Source organism: Galbibacter sp. PAP.153 (assembly GCF_037029175.1).
GTDB classification, from domain to species: domain Bacteria; phylum Bacteroidota; class Bacteroidia; order Flavobacteriales; family Flavobacteriaceae; genus Galbibacter; species Galbibacter pacificus.
On record NZ_JAZEUN010000009.1, the window covers coordinates 48195 to 73067 of the forward strand.

The window sequence follows — 24873 nt, forward strand, 5'->3', positions numbered from 1 at the left end:
AAAGGGAAATTAAATTGGAAATTATCTAAATAAATAATTAAATTAGCAAACAAATAAATAGATTATGGAACCTAAAAAGAATCCAAAAGCCGATTTAACTCGTAATAGCGGTTTATACTTCGCTATAGGGTTGGCTTTGATTTCATTTCTAACTTGGCGAGCTATCGAGTGGAAAAAGTACGATAAAGTTGAGGCTTTTAATTATACACTGGATGTAGATGATCAGTTAGAGGAAGAAGTGCCTTTAACCGAACAAATTAAAACCCCACCACCTCCACCACCACCAGCCGCGCCAGAAGTTATTGAAGTGGTTGAAGATGAAGAAGAAGTTGAAGAAACTGTAATTGAGTCAACCGAAACATCACAAGAAGAAGAAATCGTTGAGGTTGAAGAAATTGAAGAAGTAGAAGAACCGGTAGATGTAGACGTACCATTTACGGTAATTGAAGATAAACCAATGTTCGAAGAGTGTAAAGGGGTGCCAAAAGCTCAGCAGTTTGCCTGTTTTAAGGAAAACCTTGATAAGCACGTAAGAAAAACATTTAAATACCCCGAAATGGCTCAAGAAATGGGTATTCAAGGAAGGGTATATGTAAATTTCCGTATCAATAAAGATGGTACTATTACCATTCTTAACACAAGGGCTCCAGACAAATCTTTGGATGAAGAGGCAAGACGTATTATTAATAAATTGCCTAAACTTATTCCTGGTAAACAACGTGGAAGACCTACACCGGTAACTTTTGCATATCCAATTGTGTTTAAATTGAATTAATAAGAAAACTCCTTATTATATACGAAGCCTGGGCATTTGCCCGGGCTTTTTTGTTTGGTACGCTTGTTGAGAATGTTTAAGAGAATATTAACATTTAAATCAATGAGTTATGAAAAACTTTAAACCATTTAAGCAAAAGAGCGCTTCCGCACCAAATCAGTCAAGAACAGCCAAAAAAGATTTTTCCATTAAAGGAGGGGTCTTTAGGTTTCAAATCGGACTCATCATCGGGCTGGCCATATGTTATGCTTTAATCGAATCGGCCTTTGCGGTACCAAACATCCCGGTAAACAACCCTAAAGCAGTTCTGGAAGATGATAAAGTATTTGTAATGCCCGATTTCGAGATAGAAGAGGTCAAGGACAAAAAGATAAACAATGAACCCGTTGCAAAGTCACAAGTTACAGATGAAGTAAAAGTGGTTGATAACGATACCAAAGTAGAGGCAAAAAAAGAATTTATAAATAAAACCGAAGCCGTAGAAGTTGATGTAGACGATATCGTGGTTCCTACAATAGAAGAAGACCCGGGGCCAATTTCAATTGTATCTGTAGAGTTTGTGCCAGTATACCCGGGATGCGAATCTTTGGCTTCTAATGATGAAAAAAGAGAATGCATGAGTGAAAAAATAAATAGAATTGTTCAAAAAAACTTTAATACTTCAATTGCTTCCGATTATGGTTTAAGCGGAAGACTTCGTATTGACGTACAGTTTAAAATAGATAAACAGGGCAATGTATCCGATGTAAAGGTAAGGGCGCCCCATCCATCATTGGAGCATGAAGCAGAAAGAGTGACCAAACTGATACCGCAAATGAAACCCGGAAAGCAAGGAAATAAAGAAGTAGAGGTGGTGTTTTTAAAGCCGATAATTTTTAAAGTAGAGTAATTCCTTAAATCATTGCATAAAAAGCTTTTGTGAGTTATCTTTGCACCCGATTTAGAAAGGATAGATGAAAACCGTATTGGATACAACTACAAAAACAAAACCGCTTTCCCTGATATTTGATGATTTTAAACAAATTACCAAAGCAGGACTTGCGTTTAGCGTTGTTTTTTCCTCTATTGCAGGCTATTTATTGGGTGCAGAGAATTTTAGCCTAAAAATATTATTGTTGCTGGCCTTTGGCGGTTACTTTATGGTCGGGGCCTCCAATGCATTCAATCAATTAATCGAAAAAGATTTGGATGCACTTATGAAGCGTACCCAAAACAGGCCTATCCCATCGGGAAGAATGTCGGTAAATACAGCTTTTGCCATAGCGGTGGTCTTTACCATTTTAGGTGTAATAACCTTGTATATAGTCAACCCTAAAACGGCCATGTTTGGCGCCATTTCCATATTTTTATACACCTGCGTTTATACGCCGTTAAAGACCAAAACCCCCTTGGCTGTTTTTGTAGGGGCGTTTCCGGGCGCCATCCCTTTTATGCTGGGCTGGGTAGCGGCAACAAACGATTTTGGAATAGAACCCGGGACATTGTTCATGATACAGTTTTTTTGGCAGTTTCCCCATTTTTGGGCAATTGGCTGGATGCTGGATGAAGATTACAACAGAGCAGGTTTTAAAATGTTGCCAACCGGAAAAAAAGATAAGGCCACGGCACTGCAAATAATAATGTATACTATCTGGATGATATTGGCTTCCGTGTTTCCGGTAACGGGACTTACGGGAAAATTGGATCTTTCCATTTTTGCGGCAATCATCATTTTTGTCATGGGCATAGGGATGTTGTATTTTGCATTCAAATTATATCATAAAAGAGACAATAAAACAGCAAGGGTACTAATGTTGGCAAGCGTAAGCTATATTTCGCTCATGCAAATTGTATATGTACTAGATAAATTTATAAGTTGATGGATTTAACCCAAGGAAGTAACGAACTGAAGAATGCCAGGGCAAAAAAAATGATGCTTTGGTTCGGGATGATAAGCATAGCAATGATGTTCGCGGGCCTTACAAGTGCGTATGTTGTAAGTAAATCAAGGCCTGATTGGGTTTCGGAAATAGAAATACCCGTTGCCTTTGTTATAAGTACCATTGCTATTGTAATAAGTAGCATAACCTTTTACCTTTCAAAAAAAGCCATTGAAAAAAGCGATAGAAAAAAGGCAACCTTATTATTATTAACAACCTTTGTGTTGGGGTTGTTGTTTGTTTTTTTTCAATTTCAAGGTTTTTCGCAAATAGTAGATGCCGGTTATTATTTCACCGGAAGCGAAAGTACCATTACCACATCTTTCCTGTATGCCATTGTCTTTTCGCATTTAGTGCACGTATTTGCTGGTTTATTGGTGCTTGTGGTAGTAATTTATAATCATTTTAAAGAAAAGTACAAACCGGGGCAAACCCTTGGTTTAGAACTTGGTGCGATGTTTTGGCACTTTTTAGACTTTTTGTGGGTATATTTGATTTTATTTTTCTATTTCTTTAGATAAATAAAAAACGTAAATTTGACAAATTTTAAAATAAGAATACTTTAACATTTATGGAAGCTACTGTTACTACAGGTTCTGAAGAAAAAGTTTGGAGTGGAGGAAACGAACCACTTGGCGCAAGTTATGGTAAAATGATGATGTGGTTTTTTATCGTGTCCGATGCGTTGACTTTTTCTGGTTTTTTAGCCGCTTACGGTTTTTCAAGATACAAGTTTATAGAAACTTGGCCAATTGCCGATGAAGTGTTTACACACTTTCCGTTTTTACACGGTGTTGACGCCCCAATGTATTATGTGGCGTTTATGACATTTATCTTGATATTTTCATCTGTTACCATGGTATTGGCAGTAGATGCAGGTCACCATTTAAAGAAAAACAAGGTTATTTGGTACATGTTTGCAACCATTATAGGTGGTTTAATATTCGTAGGCTCACAGGCTTGGGAATGGAAAAACTTTATCAGAGGCGAGTATGGTGCAGTAGAGTTAAGATCGGGCAGGATACTTCAGTTTCTAGATGCAACTACGGGAGAACGTGTGGCTTTGGCAGATTTTGCAAAACCATTGCATGGCGAAAGGGTTACCCAGCATTCCAACGAAGGAGTATGGTATGAGTCTGAAACCACATTGCCTTCATTTTCGGTTGAAGAAGTAGTAGCGGGTTTTGAAGCAAATAAAAACATTGTTGCCAGAACCGAACAATCTGACGAGCATGGCAAAAAAATAATACTTTCGAGAGAGCAAACCGCAGAACGCCTGTCTCAAGCAACATTGGTTGTAGAAGGTGCAAACTTAGTCCATAACGAATATGGAAATCGCTTATTTGCAGATTTCTTCTTCTTTATTACAGGGTTTCACGGATTCCACGTATTCTCTGGGGTAATTATCAATATCATTATCTTTATCAATGTTATTTTAGGAACATACGAAAGAAGAAAAAGTTACGAAATGGTAGAAAAAGTAGGTCTGTACTGGCACTTTGTAGACCTTGTATGGGTATTTGTATTTACCTTCTTTTACCTTGTATAAATTATTTAGTTTAAAAAAATGGCACACGCACACGAATCAAATACAAAAAGAATCTGGACAGTTTTTGGAATTATGTCCGTTATTACAATTGTAGAAGTTATTTTAGGTATTGTACGTCCCGAATTTTTAGAAGGCCATGTGCTGGGGATGAAAATGCTCAACTGGATTTTCATCATCCTAACCTTGGTAAAAGCATATTACATTGCATGGGCCTTTATGCACCTTGAAGGAGAAAAGGGAAGTTTTAGGTGGTCTATTGTATTGCCGCTTTTAATCTTAATTCCGTATCTGGCATTTATCTTGCTCGTGGAAGGAAATTATATCCACGATGTATACCATGACGGCTTTGTAAGTTGGGATTTTTAATACTTTAACAATACAAATAAGGCGGTTTTAAACCGTCTTTTTTATTTTTGCACCAGTTTTAAACATACTATTGCCAGATGAAGAAATATATTGTTCTTGGAGTGCTTTTTATCCTTCCTATAGTTGTTTACCTTTTTTTTGCTTCGGGCGTGAATAATTTTGGGAAATTGCCTGTTCTTCAACAAAAACTAGAAAACATAGGGAATCTAAAAGACTCTGAAGGAGAGGCGGTCGATTTTAAAGGGAATATCACTGTTTTGGGCTTTCTTGGCAAAAAAATTGAAAGTAAAAAATTAAATGCCTTTAATTTAAACCAAAAAATATACAAAAGATTCAATGGTTTTAAAGACTTTCAGTTTATAACAGTGGTCCCAGCTGGTACAGAAGAACAGGTGCAAGCTTTAAAAAATGAACTTAGCCCGTTGGCAAATGTATCTAATTGGCATTTTGTATTTGCATCAGAAGAAAAAATAGAATCTGTTTTCAAGAGTTTGCAAACCCCTTATTCTTTAGATGAAAACCTTTATACACCTTATGTCTTTATAATTGATAAAGATGTAGCCCTTAGGGGTCGCTTAAAAGATGATGATGCCAAAAAAGAATTGTTTGGCTACGATGCAACTTCTGTAGCGGTAATCAATAATAAAATGATTGACGATATTAAGGTGTTGCTGGCAGAATATAGATTGGCACTTAAGAAGAATGGAAGTCCGTCAAAAAGGGGCTCATATTTAAAATACAATCAAGATGAAGAATAAATCGTACATACTTATAGGCTTTGTAATTCTGGTCTTCGGAATTATTTTTATTCCTGAAATTGTAAACAGGATAAAAACCGGAACGGTGGTAGATGGGGATAGGCATTCGGTAGGCATGAAAAAAGCAAATGCCGAAGACTTGCTTACCATGGGTAAAGTACCTTCTTTTAAATTCATAGATCAACATAAAGACACCATAACCAACGAAGATTATAAAGGGAAAGTATATGTGGTTGAGTTTTTCTTTACAACCTGCCCTTCCATATGCCCTATTATGAACGCTAATATGGTAAAACTTCAAAATAAATTTAAAAATCAAGAAGACTTTGCTATTGCTTCATTTACAATTAACCCGGAAAGCGATACGCCCGAGGTATTAAAAGAATATGCCGACAGGTATGGGGTAACCAATCCAAATTGGCACATGATGACCGGGGATATGACCAAAATTTATGCACTTTCCAATACAGGGTTTAACCTTTTTGCCGGTCAGGATGAAAGTGTTAACGGAGGGTTCGAGCATTCGGGGCTTTTTGCATTAATTGACAGAAAGGGCAACATCCGTTCAAGAGCCGACGAGTTTGGAAACCCTATAGTGTATTACGACGGTACTACCGATGAAGGGGTGAAAATGATTGAACAGGATATAGAAGCATTACTAAAAAGCAAATAAAAATGGAGCCGAACGTATCTTTAGAGAAAAAGTATAATAAATGGATAGTCGTATTGTCCATTGCTATTCCATTGGCTGTGGCCGTTTTGTTCGGCATTAAAATACCCAATATAGAGCCTTTATCTTTCCTGCCACCAATCTATGCTTCAATTAATGGTGTGACAGCCATTGTTTTGGTTTTGGCCGTGGTGGCCATAAAAAACGGGAACAGGAAGCTGCACGAGCGCCTAATGAAGCTTTGTATAGCATTTTCCATTGCTTTCTTGGTAATGTATGTGGCTTATCATATGACTTCCAATTCTACTCCATATGGCGGGGAAGGCGCTGTTAAATATGTATATTACTTTATATTGATAACCCATATTTTATTGTCCATAGGTATTATCCCGCTGGTATTGATAACCTATGTTAGGGCTTTGTCGCAACGTTTTGACAAGCATAGAAAAATAGCAAAAATAACCTTTCCGTTGTGGCTTTATGTCGCTGTTACAGGTGTAGTTGTTTATCTTATGATATCTCCATATTATGTGTACTAAGGTTCAGCTAAAAAATATAAAAACAATAATACTTATCGTTCTTCTGCTGAGCATACCAAGCTTGAGCCATGCCCAATGTGCTATGTGCAGGGCGGTACTGGAAACGGGTGGCGGAAAAGAAGTGGCAGAAGGCATTAACAATGGTATTGTGTATTTAATGGCGGTACCGTATGTTTTAATAGCTGTGCTGGGCTATTTTATCTTTAAAAGGATGAAGTAACAAGTAAAAATCCTCATTTAAGACACCTAATCGTATTGGTGTGTTAAATTTTAACAATTATTTTACATTTATTTCGTAACAAATTAATTCTTTAGGAGTCTTATTGATGTAAGCTTGTGTGAAAAGCAGGGTTACTTTAATGTTTTCATTGCAATATGTAATGTAGTACCTAAGAAAACCTAACCATCATGATTGAAATAAAAGACCTTCACAAGTCTTATCACATGGGCAGTAACTCGCTTCACGTGCTAAAAGGTATTAACTTCTCTGTAAAAGAAGGTGAACTTGTGGCCATTATGGGCTCCTCGGGATCTGGAAAATCAACATTGCTTAATATTTTGGGCATGTTGGACAATCTTGACGAAGGCGAATACCTTCTTGATGGTGTGCCCATTAAAAATCTTAGCGAGACAAAAGCTGCAAATTACCGAAATAAATTTCTCGGCTTTATTTTTCAATCTTTCAATCTAATTAATTATAAATCTGCTTGGGAAAATGTGGCACTCCCACTTTATTACCAAGGGGTCAATAGAAAAGAAAGAAAGGAGCGTGCCGTAAAACATTTGGAATCTGTTGGACTGGGGCCTTGGATAGACCATTTGCCCAGTGAACTTTCTGGTGGGCAAAAACAAAGAGTTGCCATTGCGCGAGCATTGGCAGCAGAACCAAAAGTAATGCTTGCCGATGAACCAACCGGGGCATTGGACAGTAAAACATCGTATGAAGTAATGGACCTTATCCAGAAAATCAACGATGAGGGCAAGACCATTTTAGTGGTTACCCATGAAGAAGACATTGCCAATATGTGCAAACGTATTGTACACTTAAAAGATGGTGTAATAATGGAAGATACATTAGTCAATCAAGTAAGAGCTTCAGCACATGTTCAGTAGGGATCTCTGGTCAGAAATATTTCACAGTATCAAGAACAATAAACTCCGTACTTTCCTTACGGGATTTTCCGTAGCATGGGGTATTTTTATATTGGTGCTTTTGCTGGCTTCGGTAGATGGAATGAAAAACGGTTTTACCAAACAGTTTAATGACGATGCCACCAACTCTATCTTTATTTATCCGGGAGCGACCACAAAGCCTTATGGTGGTTTTGAAGCTGGAAGAAGGATACAATTCGACAATGAAGACCTGGATTATATAAAACAAAGCTTTAAGGGATATTATGAGTACATCACACCTAGATTTACCAAAAGCGTAACGGCTAGGTATGGAAATGAAACAGGCACCTACTCCGCACGTTCTGTAAACCCCGATCATCAAAAAATAGAACGAACCCTAATAAACAATGGACGCTACATTAATGAAAACGACATTAAAAATACCTTAAAAGTAGTTGTAATAGGTAAAGTAGTAGCCGATGAATTATTTAAGGATGAAGACCCGGTAGGACAAAACCTTATTTTAAACGAGCTTTCTTATAAGGTTATAGGTGTTTTTTCAGACGATGGAAACGAACGGGAAGAAAGAAACATGTACGTGCCGGTATCAACATTTCAACGTTTGTACGGAAATACCAATCAAATAGATGAAATAGCATTGACATACAACCCGGAATTTAATTTTGCCGAGGCCATTAATTTTTCAGATAACCTTGAAGAAGTTTTAAAAAGAAGGTTAATGATAGACCCCGACGATCAAGGGGCACTGTATATGAATAATTATGCCGAGGGTTTTTCTGATGTTTCCAACTTTACAACCATGCTTTCAGTAATAAGTATCGGTATTGGAATGCTTATTTTAATTGCAGGGATTGTAGGGATTGGCAACATTTTAGTTTTCATCATTAAAGAGCGAACTAAAGAAATAGGGGTGCGAAAGGCATTGGGCGCTAAACCTTTTGATGTAATTAAACTTGTTTTACTGGAATCGGTATTTATTACATCGATTTCCGGTTTGATCGGGATGATTTTTGCCATGGGGGTCGTTGCGGCCATTTCGCCTATTGTAGATGCACCGGCATTTTCAAACCCTTCTGTAGATACGGTAACGGTAATTACTTCTACCATTGTATTAATAGCAGCAGGATTGTTGGCGGGATTAATACCGGCCATTAAGGCGGCCAAAGTTAAACCAATTGTAGCACTAAGAGCAGACTAAACTATGGGAATATTAGACAGAGACCTTTGGAGCGAAGTTTTTAGTACCTTAAGCAAGAATATGTTAAGGACTTTCCTTACTACACTTGGTGTTATTTTCGCTATTTTAATCCTTATTCTTTTGCTAGGAGCCACAACGGGAATGTCCAACGGATTTAATAAAATCTTTGCAGGAACAGCCACCAATAGTATGTTTATGTGGACCCAGACCACATCAATACCCTATAAAGGGTTTGAGCGTGGCCGAAGAATAGACTTTACCCTTGAAGATGTAGACCTGATTAAACGCCAGGTAAGCGAGGTCGATATTATTGCCCCGCGGATACAACTGGGGGATTTTGGCGGTACTTCAACCGTAATAAGGGAAGGAAGGTCTAGTGGATCGGGAGTTTATGGAGATTACCCCAGCATCGATTTAGTATCAAAAAAGCGAATTGTAGAAGGAAGGTTTATTAACCAAAACGATATAGACGAATCCAAAAAAGTATGTGTAATAGGCCTTGATGCTTATAAATTGCTTTTTGATAAAGGAGAAAAGGCCATTGGAAAATCAATTCAGATTAACGGGATTTATTTTTCTGTTGTGGGAATTTTCAAGAAAAACGACAATATAAATTTTGAAGGGGAAAATGCAATTTTTGTTCCCTTTACTACCTTTCAGAAAGCTTTTAATAGTGGCAATAAAATAGGGTGGATGGCCATTTTGGTAGATCCCGACAAACAAGTTTCTGTGGCAGAAGGCAAAATAAAGAAACTTTTAAAGCAAAAATACAATATACACCCCGATGACGTAAGGGCTATTGGGTCTTTCGATTTTTCTGAAATATTTAAAGGAATAAGCGCATTTACATTTGTGCTTCAAGGTTTTTCGTTTTTTGTTGGAATTTTTACACTTCTGGCCGGGGTTATTGCCGTGAGCAATATCTTATTGATTACGGTAAAAGAACGAACCAATGAAATTGGCGTGAGGCGTGCCCTGGGAGCAACCCCAAAAATTATTAAACGTCAAATTATATTAGAATCCATCGTACTTACAACCTTTGCTGGATTGGTAGGTTTTGTAATATCAGTGGCAGCATTGCACTTTTTGGATTATAAATTTGGAGGTTCCGACGAGTTTCCGTTTGTAAACCCCACCGTAAGTATTCCACAAATAGTATTTTCATTTATCCTAATGGTAGGATTAAGTATGTTAATAGGATTAATACCGGCCAATAGGGCTGTAAAAATAAAACCAATAGAAGCATTAAGAGAAGAATAAACTAAATAACTATGAAGAAAATTTTAAAGTATGTTCTAATTGCATTAGGAGTAATATTAGTTCTATATGCTGTTGCAAGAATAATAAAAACTAATAGCAAACCCGCTGTAACCTTCCAGACTACATCGGCAACCGAAGAGTCAATTACCAATAAAGTTATTGCCACGGGAAAGGTAATCCCGGAAGATGAAGTATTAATAAAGCCACAGATATCCGGTATTATTGATGAGATTTTTGTTGAAGAAGGCGATAAATTAAAATCCGGAGATCTTATAGCAAAAATCAAAGTAGTTCCAAACGAACAATCGTTAGTAAGTGCAAGGGGCCGTGTAAGCAATGCCGAAATAGCCTTGAGCAATGCAAAAATAGAATACGAAAGGAATAAAAAATTGTTCGATAAAGGGGTGGTGGCAAGTCAGGATTTCTTGACAGTAGAGCTGCAATACAATCAAGCCAAACAAGAACTGGAAAATGCAAGGAACGACTACCAAATAATACGTGTAGGTTCGGCAGGAGGTTCGGCAACCGCCAATACCAATATCCGGGCAACAGTAAATGGCACCGTTTTGGAAATACCCGTAAAAGAAGGAGATCAAGTAATAGAGGCCAATAACTTTAACGATGGGACTTCTATTGCAACCATTGCCGACATGTCTAAAATGATTTTTCAAGGAAAAGTTGATGAGGCCGAAGTGGACAAACTTAAAATGGGGATGCCCATTTCTATTAATTTAGGTGCGGTACAAGACAAAGAGTTTGATGCCAAACTTAAGTTTATTGCCCCAAAAGGGGTTGAAGACCAAGGGGCGGTACAATTTACCATTGAAGCCGATCTAACTTTGCCGGAAGATGTGTTTATTAGGGCCGGCTATAGTGCCAATGCTTCTATTATTTTAGAAAAGAAAGAAAATGTACTGGCAATAAAAGAGGCCATACTTCAATTTGATAAAGATACCGAAAAACCATATGTGGAAGTAATGACCGGAGAAAATGAATTCGAGAGGCGTGATGTGGAGCTCGGCGTTTCCGATGGGATTAACGTAGAGATATTGTCCGGGATTACAAAAGATGATAAAATCAAGGTTTGGAACAAAACCGAGCCTATGGACGACGAAAAAGAAGAAAATAACTAATGGTCCAATAATAGACATAGAAAAACGAAGTTTTATGAAGTTTAAAATATTAGTTATAACATTGTTGTGCGCTATTGCGGTTAAAGCCCAGGAGAACCAAGAAGTTCAGGGCAAGAAACTATGGACGCTGGAGGAATGCGTGCGCTATGCAGAAGAACATAACTTAACCATTCAACAGGCAGAGTTGGATTTGGAGAACGTTAAAATAGATAAGTCGGATGCCATTGGGAACTTTATTCCAACGTTAAACGGAACTTTAAGGGCGTCGGGTAACTCAGGTTTGACGATTGACCCAACAACCAACGATTTTGTAAACACCTCCATATTTACTGCTTCGGGAGACATTACATCCAGTATTACACTTTTTGATGGCCTACGTAACTTTCATCAATTAAACCGGGCAAAGCTAAATGCCATAGCCACACAGTACCAAGCCGATGATATTAAAGACGATATTCGTTTGGGTGTGGCCAATGCATACCTTCAGATATTGTCGAACAGGGAAACTTTAAATGTGCTCAATGCCCAATACAGGTCTACACAACAGGATTTGGAAAGAACCAAGGAACTGGTAGATAATGGCGTATTGCCAAAAGGCGACCTACTAGAGATTGAAGCTACGGCGGCCAACCAAGAACAACAAATTGTTGTTGCCGAAAACAGTGTATTGATTGCCCGCATAAGCTTGGCACAATTGCTACAAATTAGCGATTATGAAAATTTTGATGTGCTGGACGAAGGTTATGTTATTCCAGACGATGCCGTGCTAAATGTAACACCCCGGGAAATCTATGAAAAAGCACTTACTTTTAGAAACGATATACAAGCTTCTCAGGCTAATGTAGACTTGTCTAAAGAAGACCTTAAAATTGCCAAAGGCGCAAGGTACCCATCTTTGAGTGCGTTTATTAATTACAATACACGTTATTCAGATCAAAACAGGGACCTTGTTACCGGGGAATTAATCGGTTTTAAAGATCAGCTTTGGATTTATGACGGGATATCGTATGGGGCCCAAATAAATGTTCCTATTTTGAATGGTTTTAGTGTTGAAAACAACATCAAAAGAAATAAAATTGGTGTAGAACGTGCAAAATTACAATTGGAGCAAGACAAATTACAATTGGAAACCGATATTAATCAGGCGTATGTAGATGTAAAAGGGGCCTACAAAAGTTATGAGGCTGCCGGAAAAACCGTTGAGGCAAGACGCTTGGCTTTTGACTATGCCAAAGAACGCTATAATGTTGGCTTGATGAACAGTTTCGACTTTACCCAGGCACAGGCAAGACTGGACGATGCCGAAGCAACGCTTATTCAAACTAAATACGACTTTATCTTTCGTTTAAAGGTGCTTAAATTTTATTACGGAATTCCTTTGGAAGAATGGTAGTAATGCAGGTATTTTTGCATTATGGCAATTATCCTAAATTTAGAAACGGCAACAACCAACTGTTCGGTTAGTGTCAGTAAAGAAGATAAAGTAATAGCGTTAAAAGAAATTAACGACAAAGGTTATACACATGCCGAGAACCTGCATGTTTTTATTAAAGAAGCACTCGATAGTGCTTCTTTGTCATTTTTAGATATCGATGCCATTGCCGTAAGCGAAGGTCCGGGCTCGTATACGGGTTTACGTATTGGTGTGTCTGCCGCAAAGGGTCTATGCTATTCATTGGGAAAACCCCTTATAGCTTTACCTACATTGTCTGTTTTAGAGATGCAATCTCCAGAAGAAGATAATATAGCCGTTGTTCCATTATTAGATGCCAGAAGGATGGAGGTATATGCCGCTGTATATAAAAACCATGCACAAATAAGAGAGACCAAGGCCGAAATAATTACTTCAGAATCATTTTTATCTTATTTAAACGAAGGAAAAGTATATTTTTTAGGTGATGGAGCCGAAAAATGCAAAGGTGTCATCACGCATGAAAATGCTGTTTTTCAAGAAGAAGTCTGCTTTCCTTCGGCTAGGGAAATGGCTGTTCTTTCTAATGAAAAATACAAAATAGGCGACTTTGTGGATGTCGCCTATTTTGAACCTTATTATTTAAAAGATTTTGTTACTACAAAACCTAAGTAAACATTAACCTTGTTTTTGGATTTCTACTTGGTGAGGATAAGGAATTTCAATGCCTTCTGCATCAAACCTATGTTTCATTTCTTCTATTACATACCACCGGCAGTCCCAAAAATTTGCATTGGTTGCCCAATACCTTAAAGATAAATTTACAGAGCTGTCCGCAAGTTCGGCAACCATAACCTGTGGTTCGGGGGTTTTCAAGACTTTTTCATTGCTGGTTACAATATCGAGCAATATTTCTTTTGCTTTTTTAATGTCGGAATCATAACTAATGCCAGCCGTAATGTTTTCGCGCCGTGTTTCTTCGGCACTGTAGTTTACAATATTATCGTTAGACAATTTTCCGTTCGGGATAATGGCCAGTTGGTTGCCAAATGTGTTTAAAGTAGTATTGATGATGCCTATTTCCTTAACAGTCCCCGATAGTCCTTGGGCTTCAATCCAATCGCCTATTTTAAAGGGCTTAAAGATGAGTATAAGTACACCGCCCGCAAAATTCGATAATGAACCCTGCAAAGCTAGACCCACTGCTAAACCGACCGATGCCAAAACTGCTGCAAAAGAAGTGGTTTCTATGCCTAAAGTGCCAAGAACTACCAAAATAAGTATTATCTTGAAAGTCCAGTAGAGCATGTTTGCTAAAAATTTACGCAGACTAATATCATAGTCGCGTTTTTCCATTATTTTCTTGACAATTTTTAGAATGCGCGAAAAAATAATGTTTCCTATAATCCATATTAAAATGGCCATAACTAGTTTTGGAGCATACTCCATGGCCATTTTATAACCTTCTTCTATCCACTTATCTGTTTCCATAAAATTTTCTTTTTTGTTTATTTTCAAAATTAGAACCTACTTTTTGATTAAAAAAAGATTTTCCTTAAAATAAAAACTGTTTAATAGTTTTCCTACTAAACAGTTCCCCAAATTAGGGTCATTAAATATAAATAGTGGTTCTTTTCAGGCAATTTTATACAAATTGCGTTTTATTTAATCTATTTCAAAAGTTATTTTAACATTTACCCTGTATTTGTCTACATCGCCGTTTTTTACGGTAACGCTTTGCTCGTTGATATAAACCGACTTTATATTATTAACAGATGTTGATGCCTTTTTTACTGCATTTCTAGTGGCATCTTCCCAACTTTTTTCTGAGTTTGCCAATACCTCTATTACTTTTAATACTGCCATGATGTTTAATGTTTATAATTAATACTACTTTCTTCTTAAAGATAGCTGAATTTTTTTACAATTAAAAGTTTTGTTGCTTTTAACTATAAGGGTAAGAGACGGTTATTAATTTCAATGTAATGGTTTGGTAACCTTAAGTTAACTTTGTTTTTAATTTCTTGATGGACTTTTGCTCCTAGTATAAATGTATTTATGGAGCAGTTTTATATTTTTATGTTGGTGGCCCTTTTTGCGTTGGCCATTACAGATTTGGTAGTTGGTGTAAGTAACGATGCTGTAAATTTTTTAAATTCCGCAGTGGGGTCTAAAGCAGCTTCTTTAAAAGCAATACTCATAATAGCAAGTATTGGGGTGGCCGTGGGCGCCATATTTTCGTCTGGATTAATGGAAGTAGCACGAAAGGGCATATTTAATCCTGGGCAGTTTTATTTTAACGAAATCATGGTCATATTCATGGCCGTTATGATCACGGACATCCTGCTTCTGGATCTGTTTAATTCCCTTGCGCTTCCCACATCTACCACAGTATCTATAGTTTTTGAGCTTTTAGGGGCCTCGGTGGCCATTTCGTTTATTAAAATTATAAACAGCAATGGTGCTCTGGGGGAAATTTCAAACTACATAAACGGTGCAAAAGCAGGAGAAATTGTTGTGGGCATATTATTGTCGGTAATAATAGCATTTACCGTTGGTGCCATTGTACAATGGATTTCAAGGTTTGTTTTTTCATTCCATTATCAAAAGAGAATAAAATATGTAGGCGCCGTTTTTGGCGGTGTGGCAATAACATCTATTGTATATTTTATATTGATAAAGGGCATTAAAAGCGTAGCCGTAATCCCGCAGTCCTTTTTAAGTTTTGTAGATGGCAACAAACCACTTATTGTTATTGCTTGTTTAATATTTTTTACGGCAATGTCGCAGGCAATTATAAGTTATACCAAATACAACCTGTTACGGGCAATAATTTTAATTGGAACCTTTGCCCTTGCGCTGGCATTTGCCGGAAACGACCTAGTAAACTTCATCGGGGTTCCTATTGCCGCATATCAATCTTATGAAATATGGCATGGGGCATACCAATCTACCGGGGTGCTGCCCAATGAGCTTGTAATGAGCGGGCTTTCGGGAAAGGTAGAGACACCTACCTATTTACTTATACTTGCCGGGCTGGTTATGGTTGTAACTTTATGGCTTTCTAAAAAGGCACGCTCGGTAATGTACACCGAGATTAATTTAGCAAGGAGCAGTGAAGGGGCAGAAAAGTTCGAGCCCAACTTTTTGTCAAGGATAATCGTTAGAGCTTCTGTAAACATTAACGGGGCAATAGCAACGGTACTGCCCAACAGCATTCAAGATAAAATAGACCTTAGGTTTTCTACAGACGATAAAAAGGCCGTAAAGCACCATAATGACGAGCCGGCCTTTGACATGGTACGGGCTTCGGTAAATTTAATGGTTGCCAGTATATTGATTTCCCTGGCAACTTCCTTAAAGCTGCCATTGTCTACCACATATGTCTCCTTTATGGTGGCCATGGGTACATCGCTCTCTGACAAGGCCTGGGGAAGGGAAAGTGCCGTATACCGTGTGGCGGGGGTGTTTAATGTTATTGGCGGATGGTTTGTAACCGCCATTGTGGCCTTTGTTGCCGCGGCCCTGTTTGCAACGTTGATCTATTTTGGAGAGGGAATAGCATTGGTGTTGCTGTTAATACTGGCCGTGTTGTTGCTTGCCCGGAGCTTTATGGTTTATAAAAAGACCGAAAAGGAAAAGGAAGCATCACAAAAAATAGACAGGACATCGCTTATTACCATTAACGAGATTATAAGTGAAAGTTCAGACAATATATCCAAGGTAATTAAAAGAATCAATAAGGTTTATACCGAAGTAGTCGATAGTTTGGGGCTACAGGATCTAAACAAGCTCAAGAAACTTAAAAAACAGCTGAGCAAACTTGAAAATGAAGTAGATACCTTGAAAAGCGATATTTTTTATTTTATTAAATCGCTCGATGAGAAATCTGTTGAGGCCAGTAAGTTTTATATTTTAACACTGGATTACCTTCAAGACATGGTACAGTCTATTGGTTATATAAGTAAAAACAGCTATGCCCATGTTAATAATAACCATAAAAACCTTAAGTTCAACCAGATTAGGGATCTAAAAAAGATAGATGACAAACTTCATGTTTTATATGAAAGGATTAAAGATGATTTTGATGGCGATACTTTTGAAGACATAGCCGATATAATTGATGAAAAGAAAGAACTGCTTGAATATGTCTCAGGGCTTATACAAAAGCAGATTGAAAGGATACGAAGCACCGAAACGAGCCCTAAAAACACCAAGCTGTATTTTAGTATTTTGCTGGAAACAAAAGACCTCATAACAGCTACCATTAATTTATTGTCTTTGTTTAAGGAATTCCATAGTGATTTTAAAAGATTAAGGTAAGAACAGGCATTATGTAGCGGCTGTAGCACATAAAGATTGGTATCAACCGCTTGTTCCATACCATAGACCTATAGCATATTTGGAGTAGCTTTTAGCATACAAACAGCCTCGGTTTTTGTGCAGATGTTAAAGAAAAGCCCGGCAAGAATTACTCAAGCCGGACTTTTTGTATGAGATGTTTATTTTTTATCCGTTAATGGCAACAACTTCGTTTACCTTATCGTTAAGCATGCTTTTAAGCATGTTCTCTATGCCGTTTTTTAGGGTAAAGGTAGAAGATGGGCATCCGCTACAGGCACCCTGTAATATTACATTTACGGTTTTAGAGCTTTCGTCATACGATTGAAACAAAATATTACCCCCGTCGCTGGCCACGGCAGGCTTTACATATTCTTCAAGGATGTCTACAATTTGCTTGGAGGTGTCGTCCAGATTGGCAGTGTCCACACTTTTATTGTTGGCTGCCGTTGTTGTTTGCGATTTTGTAGATTTTGCTTTTGCGGTGGCGTCCTCGTTAACAATATCTTTTCCTTCTTCAATGTGGAGCCTGATGTATTCCCTTAATTCCACTACAATATCATCCCATTGGGCAATATCGTATTTTAATATGGAAATATAGTTTTCATCAATAAAGACTTCTTTTACAAAAGGAAAATGGAAAAGTCCCGTTGCCAATGGCGAATCTTTGGCTTCTTCGATATTCTTGAATTCGTAGGTAGCCAATACCAGTTTTTTATTGCATACAAATTTAAGGGCCGCGGGGTTTGGCGTACTTTCGGCATATACCGTAACCGGAATTTTAGAGGGGGTGTTTTCATCTTCAATAATAACCGGTTCCCCAGAATTTAAATAATTTTCAATTTGTTCGGCCACTTCGTTTTGCACGTCCGGCCACTCTACTATGTCGTAACGCTCTATGGCAACAAAATTGCCGGAGATATATACCGTTTTTGTAAAGGGCAGATAGAAAAGCTGTTTTGCCAAGGGCGAGTTTTTGGCCTCGTCAACGTTTTTAAACTCGTAGTTTTGTTTCCGCGTTAAAAATTTATTGGCTTCAAATTTTATAATAGCGGGCCTGTTTGTGGGCTGTATTTTTATTTTAAAGGCTTCCATTTCATCGAATTTGATGCAAAATTACAAAACCTATGGCATCTTTTAATACCTTTGAAGGATTAACCTACAAAAATAATTATACTTTTTTATGGGGACATATAAAAGAATCTTTATAGCCTTATCTTTTTTCTTTACAATAAATTGTATTGCCCAAGAAGGTATTCCGGTATATTTTGATTACCTATCGGACAATTATTATTTAATCTTTCCTTCCATGGCGGGAGTGGGTCATGGCGGGAAGATACGCCTAACGGCCAGAAAGCAATGGTTTGATGTGGAAAAGGCCCCGGCACTGCAAACGTTGAACGCCCATGTGCGGGTTGGGGGGAAAAGCGGGATAGGCGCTATTTTGTATAACGATAGGAATGGGTACCACTCCCAGACCGGGATGAAGTTTACTTATGCGCACCACATAACCTTATCGGAATACCGCGACGGTGTAAACCAGTTGTCTTTTGGGATTAACGTAGGTTTTTTGCAAAGCAGGCTCGACGAATCGGAATTTACGTCCATTATCCCCGATCCTATTATAACGGGCACCAGTACCAATGTGAACTACTTTAATATGGATGTTGGGATGTCTTATAATTTTCTTGAATTTTATGCGCATGTTGCCGTTAAGAATATATTGGGGAGCGGTAGGGACTTATACTCTGCCGAAGAAATAGATAATTTAAGGCGGTATCTTTTTTTAACGGGATATGTGTTCGGGCGGTCGCAATGGCAGTTTGAGCCATCGGTAATGTTTCAGTTTTCAGAATATACAGAAGAATCTTCGGTTGATATAAATGCCAAAGTATACAGGGAAATGGAATTTGGTAAAATATGGGGCGGACTTTCATACAGAAGAAGTTTTGACGGTGCCGAATATGACATTGCCGGAAGTACGCAGACCCAAAAACTACAGCTTTTTACCCCGATTATAGGAGTAAACGTGAACAAGTTTATGTTTTCTTATAATTATTCTTATCAAAGTGGGGACCTTAGATTTGACAATGGAGGGTTTCATCAAATTACCATTGGATACGATTTCTTGCAAGACGACGGCGGCTATAAATGTAAATGCCCGGCGGTAAATTATTAATAGGGTTTTAATCTTCAGAAAAAATATATGGTTATTAAGGCAATTAATGGCAAAGAACCTGTATGGGGCAGCAATGTTTTTATGGCAGAAAATGCCACGATAGTGGGAGACGTTACCATGGGAGACGATTGTAGCGTGTGGTTTAATGCCGTAATAAGGGGCGATGTGCATTATATAAAAATAGGAAACAGGGTAAACGTCCAGGATGGGGCCGTAATTCATTGTACCTATAAAAAATGTCCGACCACAATAGGCAATAATGTATCTATTGGGCATAATGCCATTGTGCACGGTTGTACCATACAGGATAATGTGTTAATTGGCATGGGCAGTATTGTAATGGACAATTGTATTGTTGAAAGTAATTCTATAATAGCCGCAGGTGCCGTAGTTACACAAGGTACAACAGTAGAGTCTGGGAGCATTTATGCTGGGGTTCCCGCCAAAAAAATAAAGGAGATTAGCAAAGAGCTTAGTAAAAACGAAATAGAGCGCATAGCAAATAGTTATGTAACCTATGCTTCTTGGTTTACTCGGTAGGTAGCTCCAATAACCACGGGAAGTGGCAAGTTTCCATGTTTTTTTAACTAGACCGGCCTTGGCGAAGTAATTGATGGATGAATAAACTGCCAAAAAGCAATATAATTTCTATTTTTGCTGAACAGAATTTGAAAAAACAACACTTATGAACGCATATATTTTTCCTGGTCAAGGGGCTCAATTTGTAGGAATGGGGCAAGAGCTCTATGAAAAATCCGATTTGGCAAAAGAGCTTTTCGAACAGGCAAACAACATTTTAGGTTTTTCCATAACCGACATCATGTTTCAGGGAACGGCAGAAGATTTAAAACAGACAAAAGTTACCCAGCCTGCGGTTTTTTTGCATTCGGTAATATTGAGCAAGGTCCTTGGCAATACATTCAAGCCAGCTATGGTTGCGGGGCATTCATTAGGAGAGCTCTCGGCCTTGGTGGCCAATAATACCCTGACTTTTGAAGATGGACTGCAATTGGTTTCCCGAAGAGCCATGGCCATGCAAAAGGCATGCGAGATTACACCAAGCACCATGGCAGCCGTTTTGGGGCTGGAAGATGAAGTTGTAGAACAGGTTTGCAATGAAACCGAAGGTATTGTCGTTGCCGCAAATTACAATTGTCCCGGGCAATTGGTAATTTCTGGCGAAATAGAAGCCGTGAACAGGGCATGCGAAACATTGAAGGAAAAAGGCGCCCGAAGGGCATTGGTATTGCCTGTTGGTGGGGCTTTTCATTCGCCTTTAATGGAGCCTGCACGAGAAGAACTGGCGGCGGCCATAGAGCAAACCCAATTCAATAATCCCGTATGTCCGGTATATCAAAATGTAACAACCACCGCCGTTACAAGCCCGGACGAGATTAAAAAGAACTTAATAGCACAATTAACGGCCCCGGTTAAATGGACACAAAGCGTACAGAACATGGTTAAAGACGGTGCCCTTTTGTTTACAGAAGTAGGCCCGGGCAAAGTTTTGCAGGGTTTGGTAAAGAAAATAAACAAAGAGGCAGAAGTTGCTTCGGCATAAAAATAAAATAATAAATGCTTTAAGGCCCTGCTTTTTTTGCAGGGCTTTTTATTTTTAAAAAAACTCCAAAAAAATAATAGAGGCTGATTAACAGCTATTTAACATGTTAAGTTAAAGTTAATTAAAAAGAAGTCGGGAAAAACTTTATATACGTATATTTAGGTATAACCATAAAAAATTTAAATTATGTTACGTTGGACAATTATTTTTCTAATAGTGGCATTAGTTGCAGCCGTTTTTGGCTTTGGAGGTATTTCTGAGGCATCGGCTGGGATTGCCAAAATTTTATTTTTCATATTTATCGTGCTATTCTTGATATCATTGATAAGTAGGATAGCGAGACGATAATTTTTTTAATTTCATATTATTAACCCATAAAACTAAACAACATGAAAAAAATATTTTTAACACTTGCACTAATATGTTCGTTAACAGCATTTACATCTAGCTGTAAGGAGAAAAAAGACACTCCGGCAGAACAAGTAAAAGAAGCGGCAGACGATGCCGGTGACAAAATTGAAGAAGGTGCAGAAGAAGTGGAGGACGAAATTGATGACATGACCGATGACAACAATTAACAATCGGAAACCTGATATTGTTTAAAGCAAAAACCACGCCCTTGGGCGTGGTTTTTTATTTTTAAAGTTTATATTTTTATGCAGTCAATACACAATCTTCACAATCTTTTATGTTGCCATAATAGGTTTCCCTGTATTTGTGAATAGTTCTAAGCGGTACACCAAAAAAATGTTTTTTTACATAAGTTACCTTTACACTAATGCTCCCCATTTTTTTACTGTACCTTTTTTCTAATTTTGTTTTTCTTTTAATTTTTATAAAAGCCATAATTTTTGTTTACACTACAAAGAACGTGAATATGTGGTTAAAAGTCAAATAGTTATATTTTATCTTATTGATGATTCGAAAGATAAAATCTATAGTAGCAATGTAAAAACACTAAAAACAGTTATAGTTTATTAAAGAATTAACGGTATAACGTACTGCTTTTTAATACCTCTGGAAAAGATAGTGTGGCCATTCTTTTTTATAGATTTGTAATTGCTAATTTTTTATAAGAGATCTTGTTGAATTTACTGGCCAACATTAAGCGTTTTCTTTATAGGAGCTTGGTTGTTGTAATGGTTGTGGTATATATTTTTGCCCCATTGCACAACCCATTGCTTGATGTTGCCCATGTAGTATCGCATCAATTGGAAAGTATTGTTAAGGGGCATGCAGCACATTCTCACTCACATTCCCATTCTTTTCAGTATGGCGGGCACCCTCACGAACACCAGGCAAAATCTCATTCGCATAAATTAATATCTTTTTTTGCCGAATTATTGAATGATTCAGACGGAGATAAAAACAAAAGGGATTTTATTTTTCAGCATACAATAGATAAACACATAGTGGCGCAGGCCTATATCCATACCAAAAATGTTTTGATTATTGACTTTTTGCCCGTATGGAGTTTGCATATGGTTTTTAATTCCAGTCCGCTAGAGGTAATTACACCGCCGCCCAAACTTCTTTAATTTACATAAAACAGTTATATCCCCCTTTTTTAGGGGTAAGATAGTTATGTACTATTTTAAAATGTATAAGGTAACATTCTTTTGAATGTAAATGTCAATTAAAGATTAATTTATGAAATATATATTAACAGCATTCTTTATGCTGCTCATTAATGCGCAATATGCCCAAACATTGGCGGGAAAAGTTGTCGATAATTCCGGGGGGCCATTGGTGGACGTTGCCATATTTAACAAAACAACGGGTAGCCACACACATTCCAATGAATCTGGGACCTATGGTTTGGTAAAAACATCGGTAAACGATTCTGTTTATTTTTCATCTTTGGGCTATCAAACGGTTCTGGTTGTTGTAAAGGCTTCGGATCTTTCAGAAGCTAAATTGGTAACCATGAATGAGGCAAGTATTTCCTTGGGGCAGGTCGTGTTGGTGTCAGAGGTAAATGCGCTAAGCCGTTTGGTAGATGTGGACATAAAGACCAATCCGGTAAAATCTTCACAAGAGATCTTGCGGAAGGTCCCAGGCCTTATTATTGGTCAGCATGCCGGAGGGGGAAAGGCAGAGCAAATATTTTTGCGTGGGTTTGATATTGACCATGGAACCGATATATCCATTAATGTAGACGGGTTGCCGGTAAATATGGTTTCCCATGCACATGGGCAAGGGTATTCCGACCTGCATTTTATTATTCCGGAAACCATTGAAGATATTAATTTTGGCAAAGGGCCGTATTATGCAGATCATGGAGATTTTACAACGGCCGGTTATGTTGATCTTCACCGCAGGAAAAAGCTGGACGATAATTTAATATCGTTAGAAGCGGGCCAATTTAGTACCATGCGTTTTATGGGGATGCTAAAAGTGCTTGAAAGTCAAAAAAGCAATGCCTATATAGCTTCGGAATTGTATTTAACCGACGGGCCTTTCGACTCGCCACAAGATTTTAACCGTGTTAACATCATGGGAAGGTATACCTATGCCGTGGCTGATGACGAGGAGCTGATGTTTACCGCATCTCATTTCCAGAGCCGCTGGAACGCATCGGGTCAAATACCCCAACGCGCCGTTGATGAAGGCCTGATTGATAGGTTTGGGGCCATAGACGATACCGAGGGCGGGGAAACGAGCAGGACCAATATTTTGGTAAACCATGTTAAAATGTTGGACGAAAACCGTACGGTTAAATCCAAAGCATATGTTTCTCAATACAATTTTGATTTGTACTCTAATTTTACCTTTTACTTATACGACCCTGTAAACGGAGATCAAATCCATCAAAAGGAAAATAGAGTAATAGTAGGGGCCGAAAGTATTTTTGAAAGGGAAAACCTTAATCTTGGCAGAGGAAGTTTTGAATATCAGGCCGGTGGCGGCTTTAGGTACGATAATGTGGATGATGTAGAGCTTTCGCATACCGTAAACAGAAAAGAAACACTAGAGCAATTGGCCTTTGGCGATGTTGATGAGGTAAATGCTTATGGTTTTTTTAATGCAGAGTACCGTATTGGCAAATGGGCGTTCAACCCGTCTGTTCGGTTGGATTATTTTCAGTTTCAGTACATGAACGCACTTTCGGAAACCTATGATGATAAAAGTGAAGATAAAGTGGCCATAAGTCCTAAATTAAACACCATTTATAGTGTAAATTCAAATTGGCAGCTTTTTTTAAAGACCGGCCTGGGCTTTCACTCAAATGATGCAAGGGTGGTAGTGGCCAATAAAGGCTATGAAATTCTTCCGACGGCTTATGGTGTGGATTTGGGAACAATTGTGAAACCATTGGACAAATTGGCCTTGAACGCTGCTTTGTGGTGGCTGTACCTCGACCAGGAATTTGTATATGTGGGAGACGCAGCTGTTGTGGAGCCAAGCGGGCAGACCAGGCGTTTGGGGCTCGATATCGGGGCACGTTACCAAGCTTTGCCGTGGCTATATGTGTATGCCGATGCTAATTTTGCAAAAGGCAGGAGTGTAGGTGCACCAAAAGGAGAAGACTACATTCCCCTTGCACCCGATTTTACAACGGCAGGAGGTATAATGGTAGACAATCTCGGAAAATTTTCCGGGGCATTAACATACCGGTATATCGACGACCGTCCGGCAAACGAAGACAATTCTATTGTAGCTGAAGGTTATTTTGTGACCGATTTTAACATAAACTACACTTGGAAAAATTGGACCTATGGTATTATAATAGAAAACCTTTTTGATACCGAATGGAACGAAACGCAATTTGCTACCGAAAGCCGTTTATACAATGAACCCGAACCCGTAGAGGAGATTCATTTTACGCCCGGGACCCCTTTTTATTTGAGGGGCAAAGTTTCGGTACGGTTTTAAGTTGAAATAAGGAGGACAGATAGAAACCAAGAAGAACCCTGTAAAATATTAGATTTTACAGGGTTTTTTCTAAACCGATTGTTGTTGTTTATTTAATGCAACAATTGTTTTTAGTCTTTTTCTTGATAGGTTAACGCGTATGTTCTATGCAAAATAGGTTTTTGACAAAGCAACGAATCGCATCTTTATTTTTTACTACCTTTA

Annotated in this window: 28 protein-coding genes; 24 read left to right on the forward strand and 4 right to left on the reverse strand. The window is 38.1% G+C overall.

Annotated features, from left to right (window positions below):
- The first annotated feature begins 64 nt into the window (after positions 1 to 64).
- The 16 genes from UXI14_RS07330 to tsaB all read left to right on the forward strand — a co-directional run bounded on the left by UXI14_RS07330 (position 65) and on the right by tsaB (position 13387).
- On the forward strand, positions 65 to 775 hold the full coding sequence (locus UXI14_RS07330) for an energy transducer TonB (protein WP_277899791.1): 711 nt from the start codon (positions 65 to 67) through the stop codon (positions 773 to 775).
- 109 nt (positions 776 to 884) lie between these two features.
- Positions 885 to 1664 carry an energy transducer TonB gene (locus UXI14_RS07335; protein ID WP_335965584.1) on the forward strand — a complete coding sequence of 260 codons (780 nt, stop codon included), beginning with the start codon at positions 885 to 887 and terminating at the stop codon, positions 1662 to 1664.
- A gap of 64 nt (positions 1665 to 1728) precedes the next feature.
- The gene (gene cyoE / locus UXI14_RS07340; protein WP_335965585.1) at positions 1729 to 2634 is read left to right on the forward strand and encodes a heme o synthase; all 906 of its coding nucleotides are present in this window, start codon (positions 1729 to 1731) and stop codon (positions 2632 to 2634) included.
- Positions 2634 to 3215 carry a cytochrome c oxidase subunit 3 gene (locus tag UXI14_RS07345; RefSeq protein WP_335965586.1) on the forward strand — a complete coding sequence of 194 codons (582 nt, stop codon included), beginning with the start codon at positions 2634 to 2636 and terminating at the stop codon, positions 3213 to 3215. Before cyoE ends, UXI14_RS07345 begins: the two co-directional genes overlap by 1 nt.
- A 50-nt stretch (positions 3216 to 3265) precedes the next feature.
- Positions 3266 to 4243 carry a cytochrome c oxidase subunit 3 gene (locus tag UXI14_RS07350; protein WP_335965587.1) on the forward strand — a complete coding sequence of 326 codons (978 nt, stop codon included), beginning with the start codon at positions 3266 to 3268 and terminating at the stop codon, positions 4241 to 4243.
- Between the two features lie 18 nt (positions 4244 to 4261).
- Positions 4262 to 4609, forward strand: coding sequence for a cytochrome C oxidase subunit IV family protein (locus UXI14_RS07355; protein WP_277899786.1), 348 nt, complete (start codon positions 4262 to 4264; stop codon positions 4607 to 4609).
- A gap of 77 nt (positions 4610 to 4686) precedes the next feature.
- Positions 4687 to 5367, forward strand: a complete 681-nt coding sequence (locus tag UXI14_RS07360) for a hypothetical protein (protein WP_335965588.1) — start codon at positions 4687 to 4689, stop codon at positions 5365 to 5367.
- Positions 5357 to 6040: an SCO family protein gene (locus UXI14_RS07365; RefSeq protein ID WP_335965589.1), complete on the forward strand. Its 684-nt coding sequence runs from the start codon at positions 5357 to 5359 to the stop codon at positions 6038 to 6040. Before UXI14_RS07360 ends, UXI14_RS07365 begins: the two co-directional genes overlap by 11 nt.
- Before the next feature lie 2 nt (positions 6041 to 6042).
- The gene (locus UXI14_RS07370) at positions 6043 to 6576 is read left to right on the forward strand and encodes a DUF420 domain-containing protein (protein WP_335965590.1); all 534 of its coding nucleotides are present in this window, start codon (positions 6043 to 6045) and stop codon (positions 6574 to 6576) included.
- On the forward strand, positions 6566 to 6796 hold the full coding sequence (locus UXI14_RS07375; protein WP_335965591.1) for a hypothetical protein: 231 nt from the start codon (positions 6566 to 6568) through the stop codon (positions 6794 to 6796). Before UXI14_RS07370 ends, UXI14_RS07375 begins: the two co-directional genes overlap by 11 nt.
- A 188-nt stretch (positions 6797 to 6984) precedes the next feature.
- Positions 6985 to 7689, forward strand: a complete 705-nt coding sequence (locus UXI14_RS07380) for an ABC transporter ATP-binding protein (protein ID WP_277899781.1) — start codon at positions 6985 to 6987, stop codon at positions 7687 to 7689.
- A complete protein-coding gene (locus UXI14_RS07385) occupies positions 7679 to 8908 on the forward strand; it encodes an ABC transporter permease (protein WP_335965592.1) in 1230 nt (409 codons plus the stop codon). The genes UXI14_RS07380 and UXI14_RS07385 overlap by 11 nt, the downstream gene beginning before the upstream one ends.
- A gap of 3 nt (positions 8909 to 8911) precedes the next feature.
- Complete coding sequence (locus UXI14_RS07390; protein ID WP_335965593.1) at positions 8912 to 10168, forward strand: ABC transporter permease; 1257 nt, start codon at positions 8912 to 8914, stop codon at positions 10166 to 10168.
- A gap of 11 nt (positions 10169 to 10179) precedes the next feature.
- Positions 10180 to 11301, forward strand: a complete 1122-nt coding sequence (locus tag UXI14_RS07395; protein ID WP_335965594.1) for an efflux RND transporter periplasmic adaptor subunit — start codon at positions 10180 to 10182, stop codon at positions 11299 to 11301.
- A gap of 34 nt (positions 11302 to 11335) precedes the next feature.
- Positions 11336 to 12694, forward strand: a complete 1359-nt coding sequence (locus tag UXI14_RS07400; RefSeq protein ID WP_335965595.1) for a TolC family protein — start codon at positions 11336 to 11338, stop codon at positions 12692 to 12694.
- A 21-nt stretch (positions 12695 to 12715) separates the two neighbouring features.
- Complete coding sequence (tsaB, locus tag UXI14_RS07405; RefSeq protein WP_335965596.1) at positions 12716 to 13387, forward strand: tRNA (adenosine(37)-N6)-threonylcarbamoyltransferase complex dimerization subunit type 1 TsaB; 672 nt, start codon at positions 12716 to 12718, stop codon at positions 13385 to 13387.
- Between the two features lie 3 nt (positions 13388 to 13390).
- Here the strand turns inward: tsaB and UXI14_RS07410 are convergent, their stop codons facing one another.
- Both UXI14_RS07410 and UXI14_RS07415 read right to left on the reverse strand, forming a co-directional pair.
- On the reverse strand, positions 13391 to 14203 hold the full coding sequence (locus UXI14_RS07410) for a mechanosensitive ion channel domain-containing protein (RefSeq protein WP_335965597.1): 813 nt from the start codon (positions 14201 to 14203) through the stop codon (positions 13391 to 13393).
- Positions 14204 to 14377: 174 nt separating this feature from the next.
- On the reverse strand, positions 14378 to 14578 hold the full coding sequence (locus UXI14_RS07415; RefSeq protein ID WP_277899774.1) for a dodecin family protein: 201 nt from the start codon (positions 14576 to 14578) through the stop codon (positions 14378 to 14380).
- A 192-nt stretch (positions 14579 to 14770) separates the two neighbouring features.
- Between UXI14_RS07415 and UXI14_RS07420 the strand changes: the two genes are divergently transcribed.
- A complete protein-coding gene (locus tag UXI14_RS07420; RefSeq protein ID WP_335965598.1) occupies positions 14771 to 17035 on the forward strand; it encodes an inorganic phosphate transporter in 2265 nt (754 codons plus the stop codon).
- A gap of 186 nt (positions 17036 to 17221) precedes the next feature.
- On the opposite strand, the gene UXI14_RS07425 is transcribed toward UXI14_RS07420, so the two are convergent.
- Positions 17222 to 18148 (reverse strand): NifU family protein, encoded by a 927-nt coding sequence (locus UXI14_RS07425; RefSeq protein WP_335965599.1) that lies wholly within the window; start codon positions 18146 to 18148, stop codon positions 17222 to 17224.
- Between the two features lie 88 nt (positions 18149 to 18236).
- Between UXI14_RS07425 and UXI14_RS07430 the strand changes: the two genes are divergently transcribed.
- From UXI14_RS07430 to UXI14_RS07450, 5 genes are all read left to right on the forward strand, one after another.
- Positions 18237 to 19232, forward strand: a complete 996-nt coding sequence (locus UXI14_RS07430) for a type IX secretion system membrane protein PorP/SprF (RefSeq protein ID WP_335965600.1) — start codon at positions 18237 to 18239, stop codon at positions 19230 to 19232.
- 27 nt (positions 19233 to 19259) lie between these two features.
- Complete coding sequence (locus UXI14_RS07435) at positions 19260 to 19772, forward strand: gamma carbonic anhydrase family protein (RefSeq protein WP_335965601.1); 513 nt, start codon at positions 19260 to 19262, stop codon at positions 19770 to 19772.
- A 145-nt stretch (positions 19773 to 19917) separates the two neighbouring features.
- On the forward strand, positions 19918 to 20793 hold the full coding sequence (fabD, locus tag UXI14_RS07440) for an ACP S-malonyltransferase (protein ID WP_335965602.1): 876 nt from the start codon (positions 19918 to 19920) through the stop codon (positions 20791 to 20793).
- Between the two features lie 186 nt (positions 20794 to 20979).
- A complete protein-coding gene (locus UXI14_RS07445) occupies positions 20980 to 21141 on the forward strand; it encodes a DUF1328 domain-containing protein (RefSeq protein ID WP_277899768.1) in 162 nt (53 codons plus the stop codon).
- Positions 21142 to 21182: 41 nt separating this feature from the next.
- Positions 21183 to 21371: a hypothetical protein gene (locus UXI14_RS07450; RefSeq protein WP_277899767.1), complete on the forward strand. Its 189-nt coding sequence runs from the start codon at positions 21183 to 21185 to the stop codon at positions 21369 to 21371.
- Positions 21372 to 21447: 76 nt separating this feature from the next.
- Here UXI14_RS07450 and UXI14_RS07455 read toward each other — a convergent pair whose 3' ends face one another.
- Positions 21448 to 21639, reverse strand: coding sequence for a hypothetical protein (locus UXI14_RS07455; protein ID WP_277899766.1), 192 nt, complete (start codon positions 21637 to 21639; stop codon positions 21448 to 21450).
- 239 nt (positions 21640 to 21878) lie between these two features.
- Between UXI14_RS07455 and UXI14_RS07460 the strand changes: the two genes are divergently transcribed.
- A complete protein-coding gene (locus UXI14_RS07460; RefSeq protein WP_335965603.1) occupies positions 21879 to 22331 on the forward strand; it encodes a hypothetical protein in 453 nt (150 codons plus the stop codon).
- A gap of 112 nt (positions 22332 to 22443) precedes the next feature.
- Positions 22444 to 24669, forward strand: a complete 2226-nt coding sequence (locus tag UXI14_RS07465) for a TonB-dependent receptor plug domain-containing protein (protein WP_335965604.1) — start codon at positions 22444 to 22446, stop codon at positions 24667 to 24669.
- Positions 24670 to 24873 lie beyond the last annotated feature (204 nt).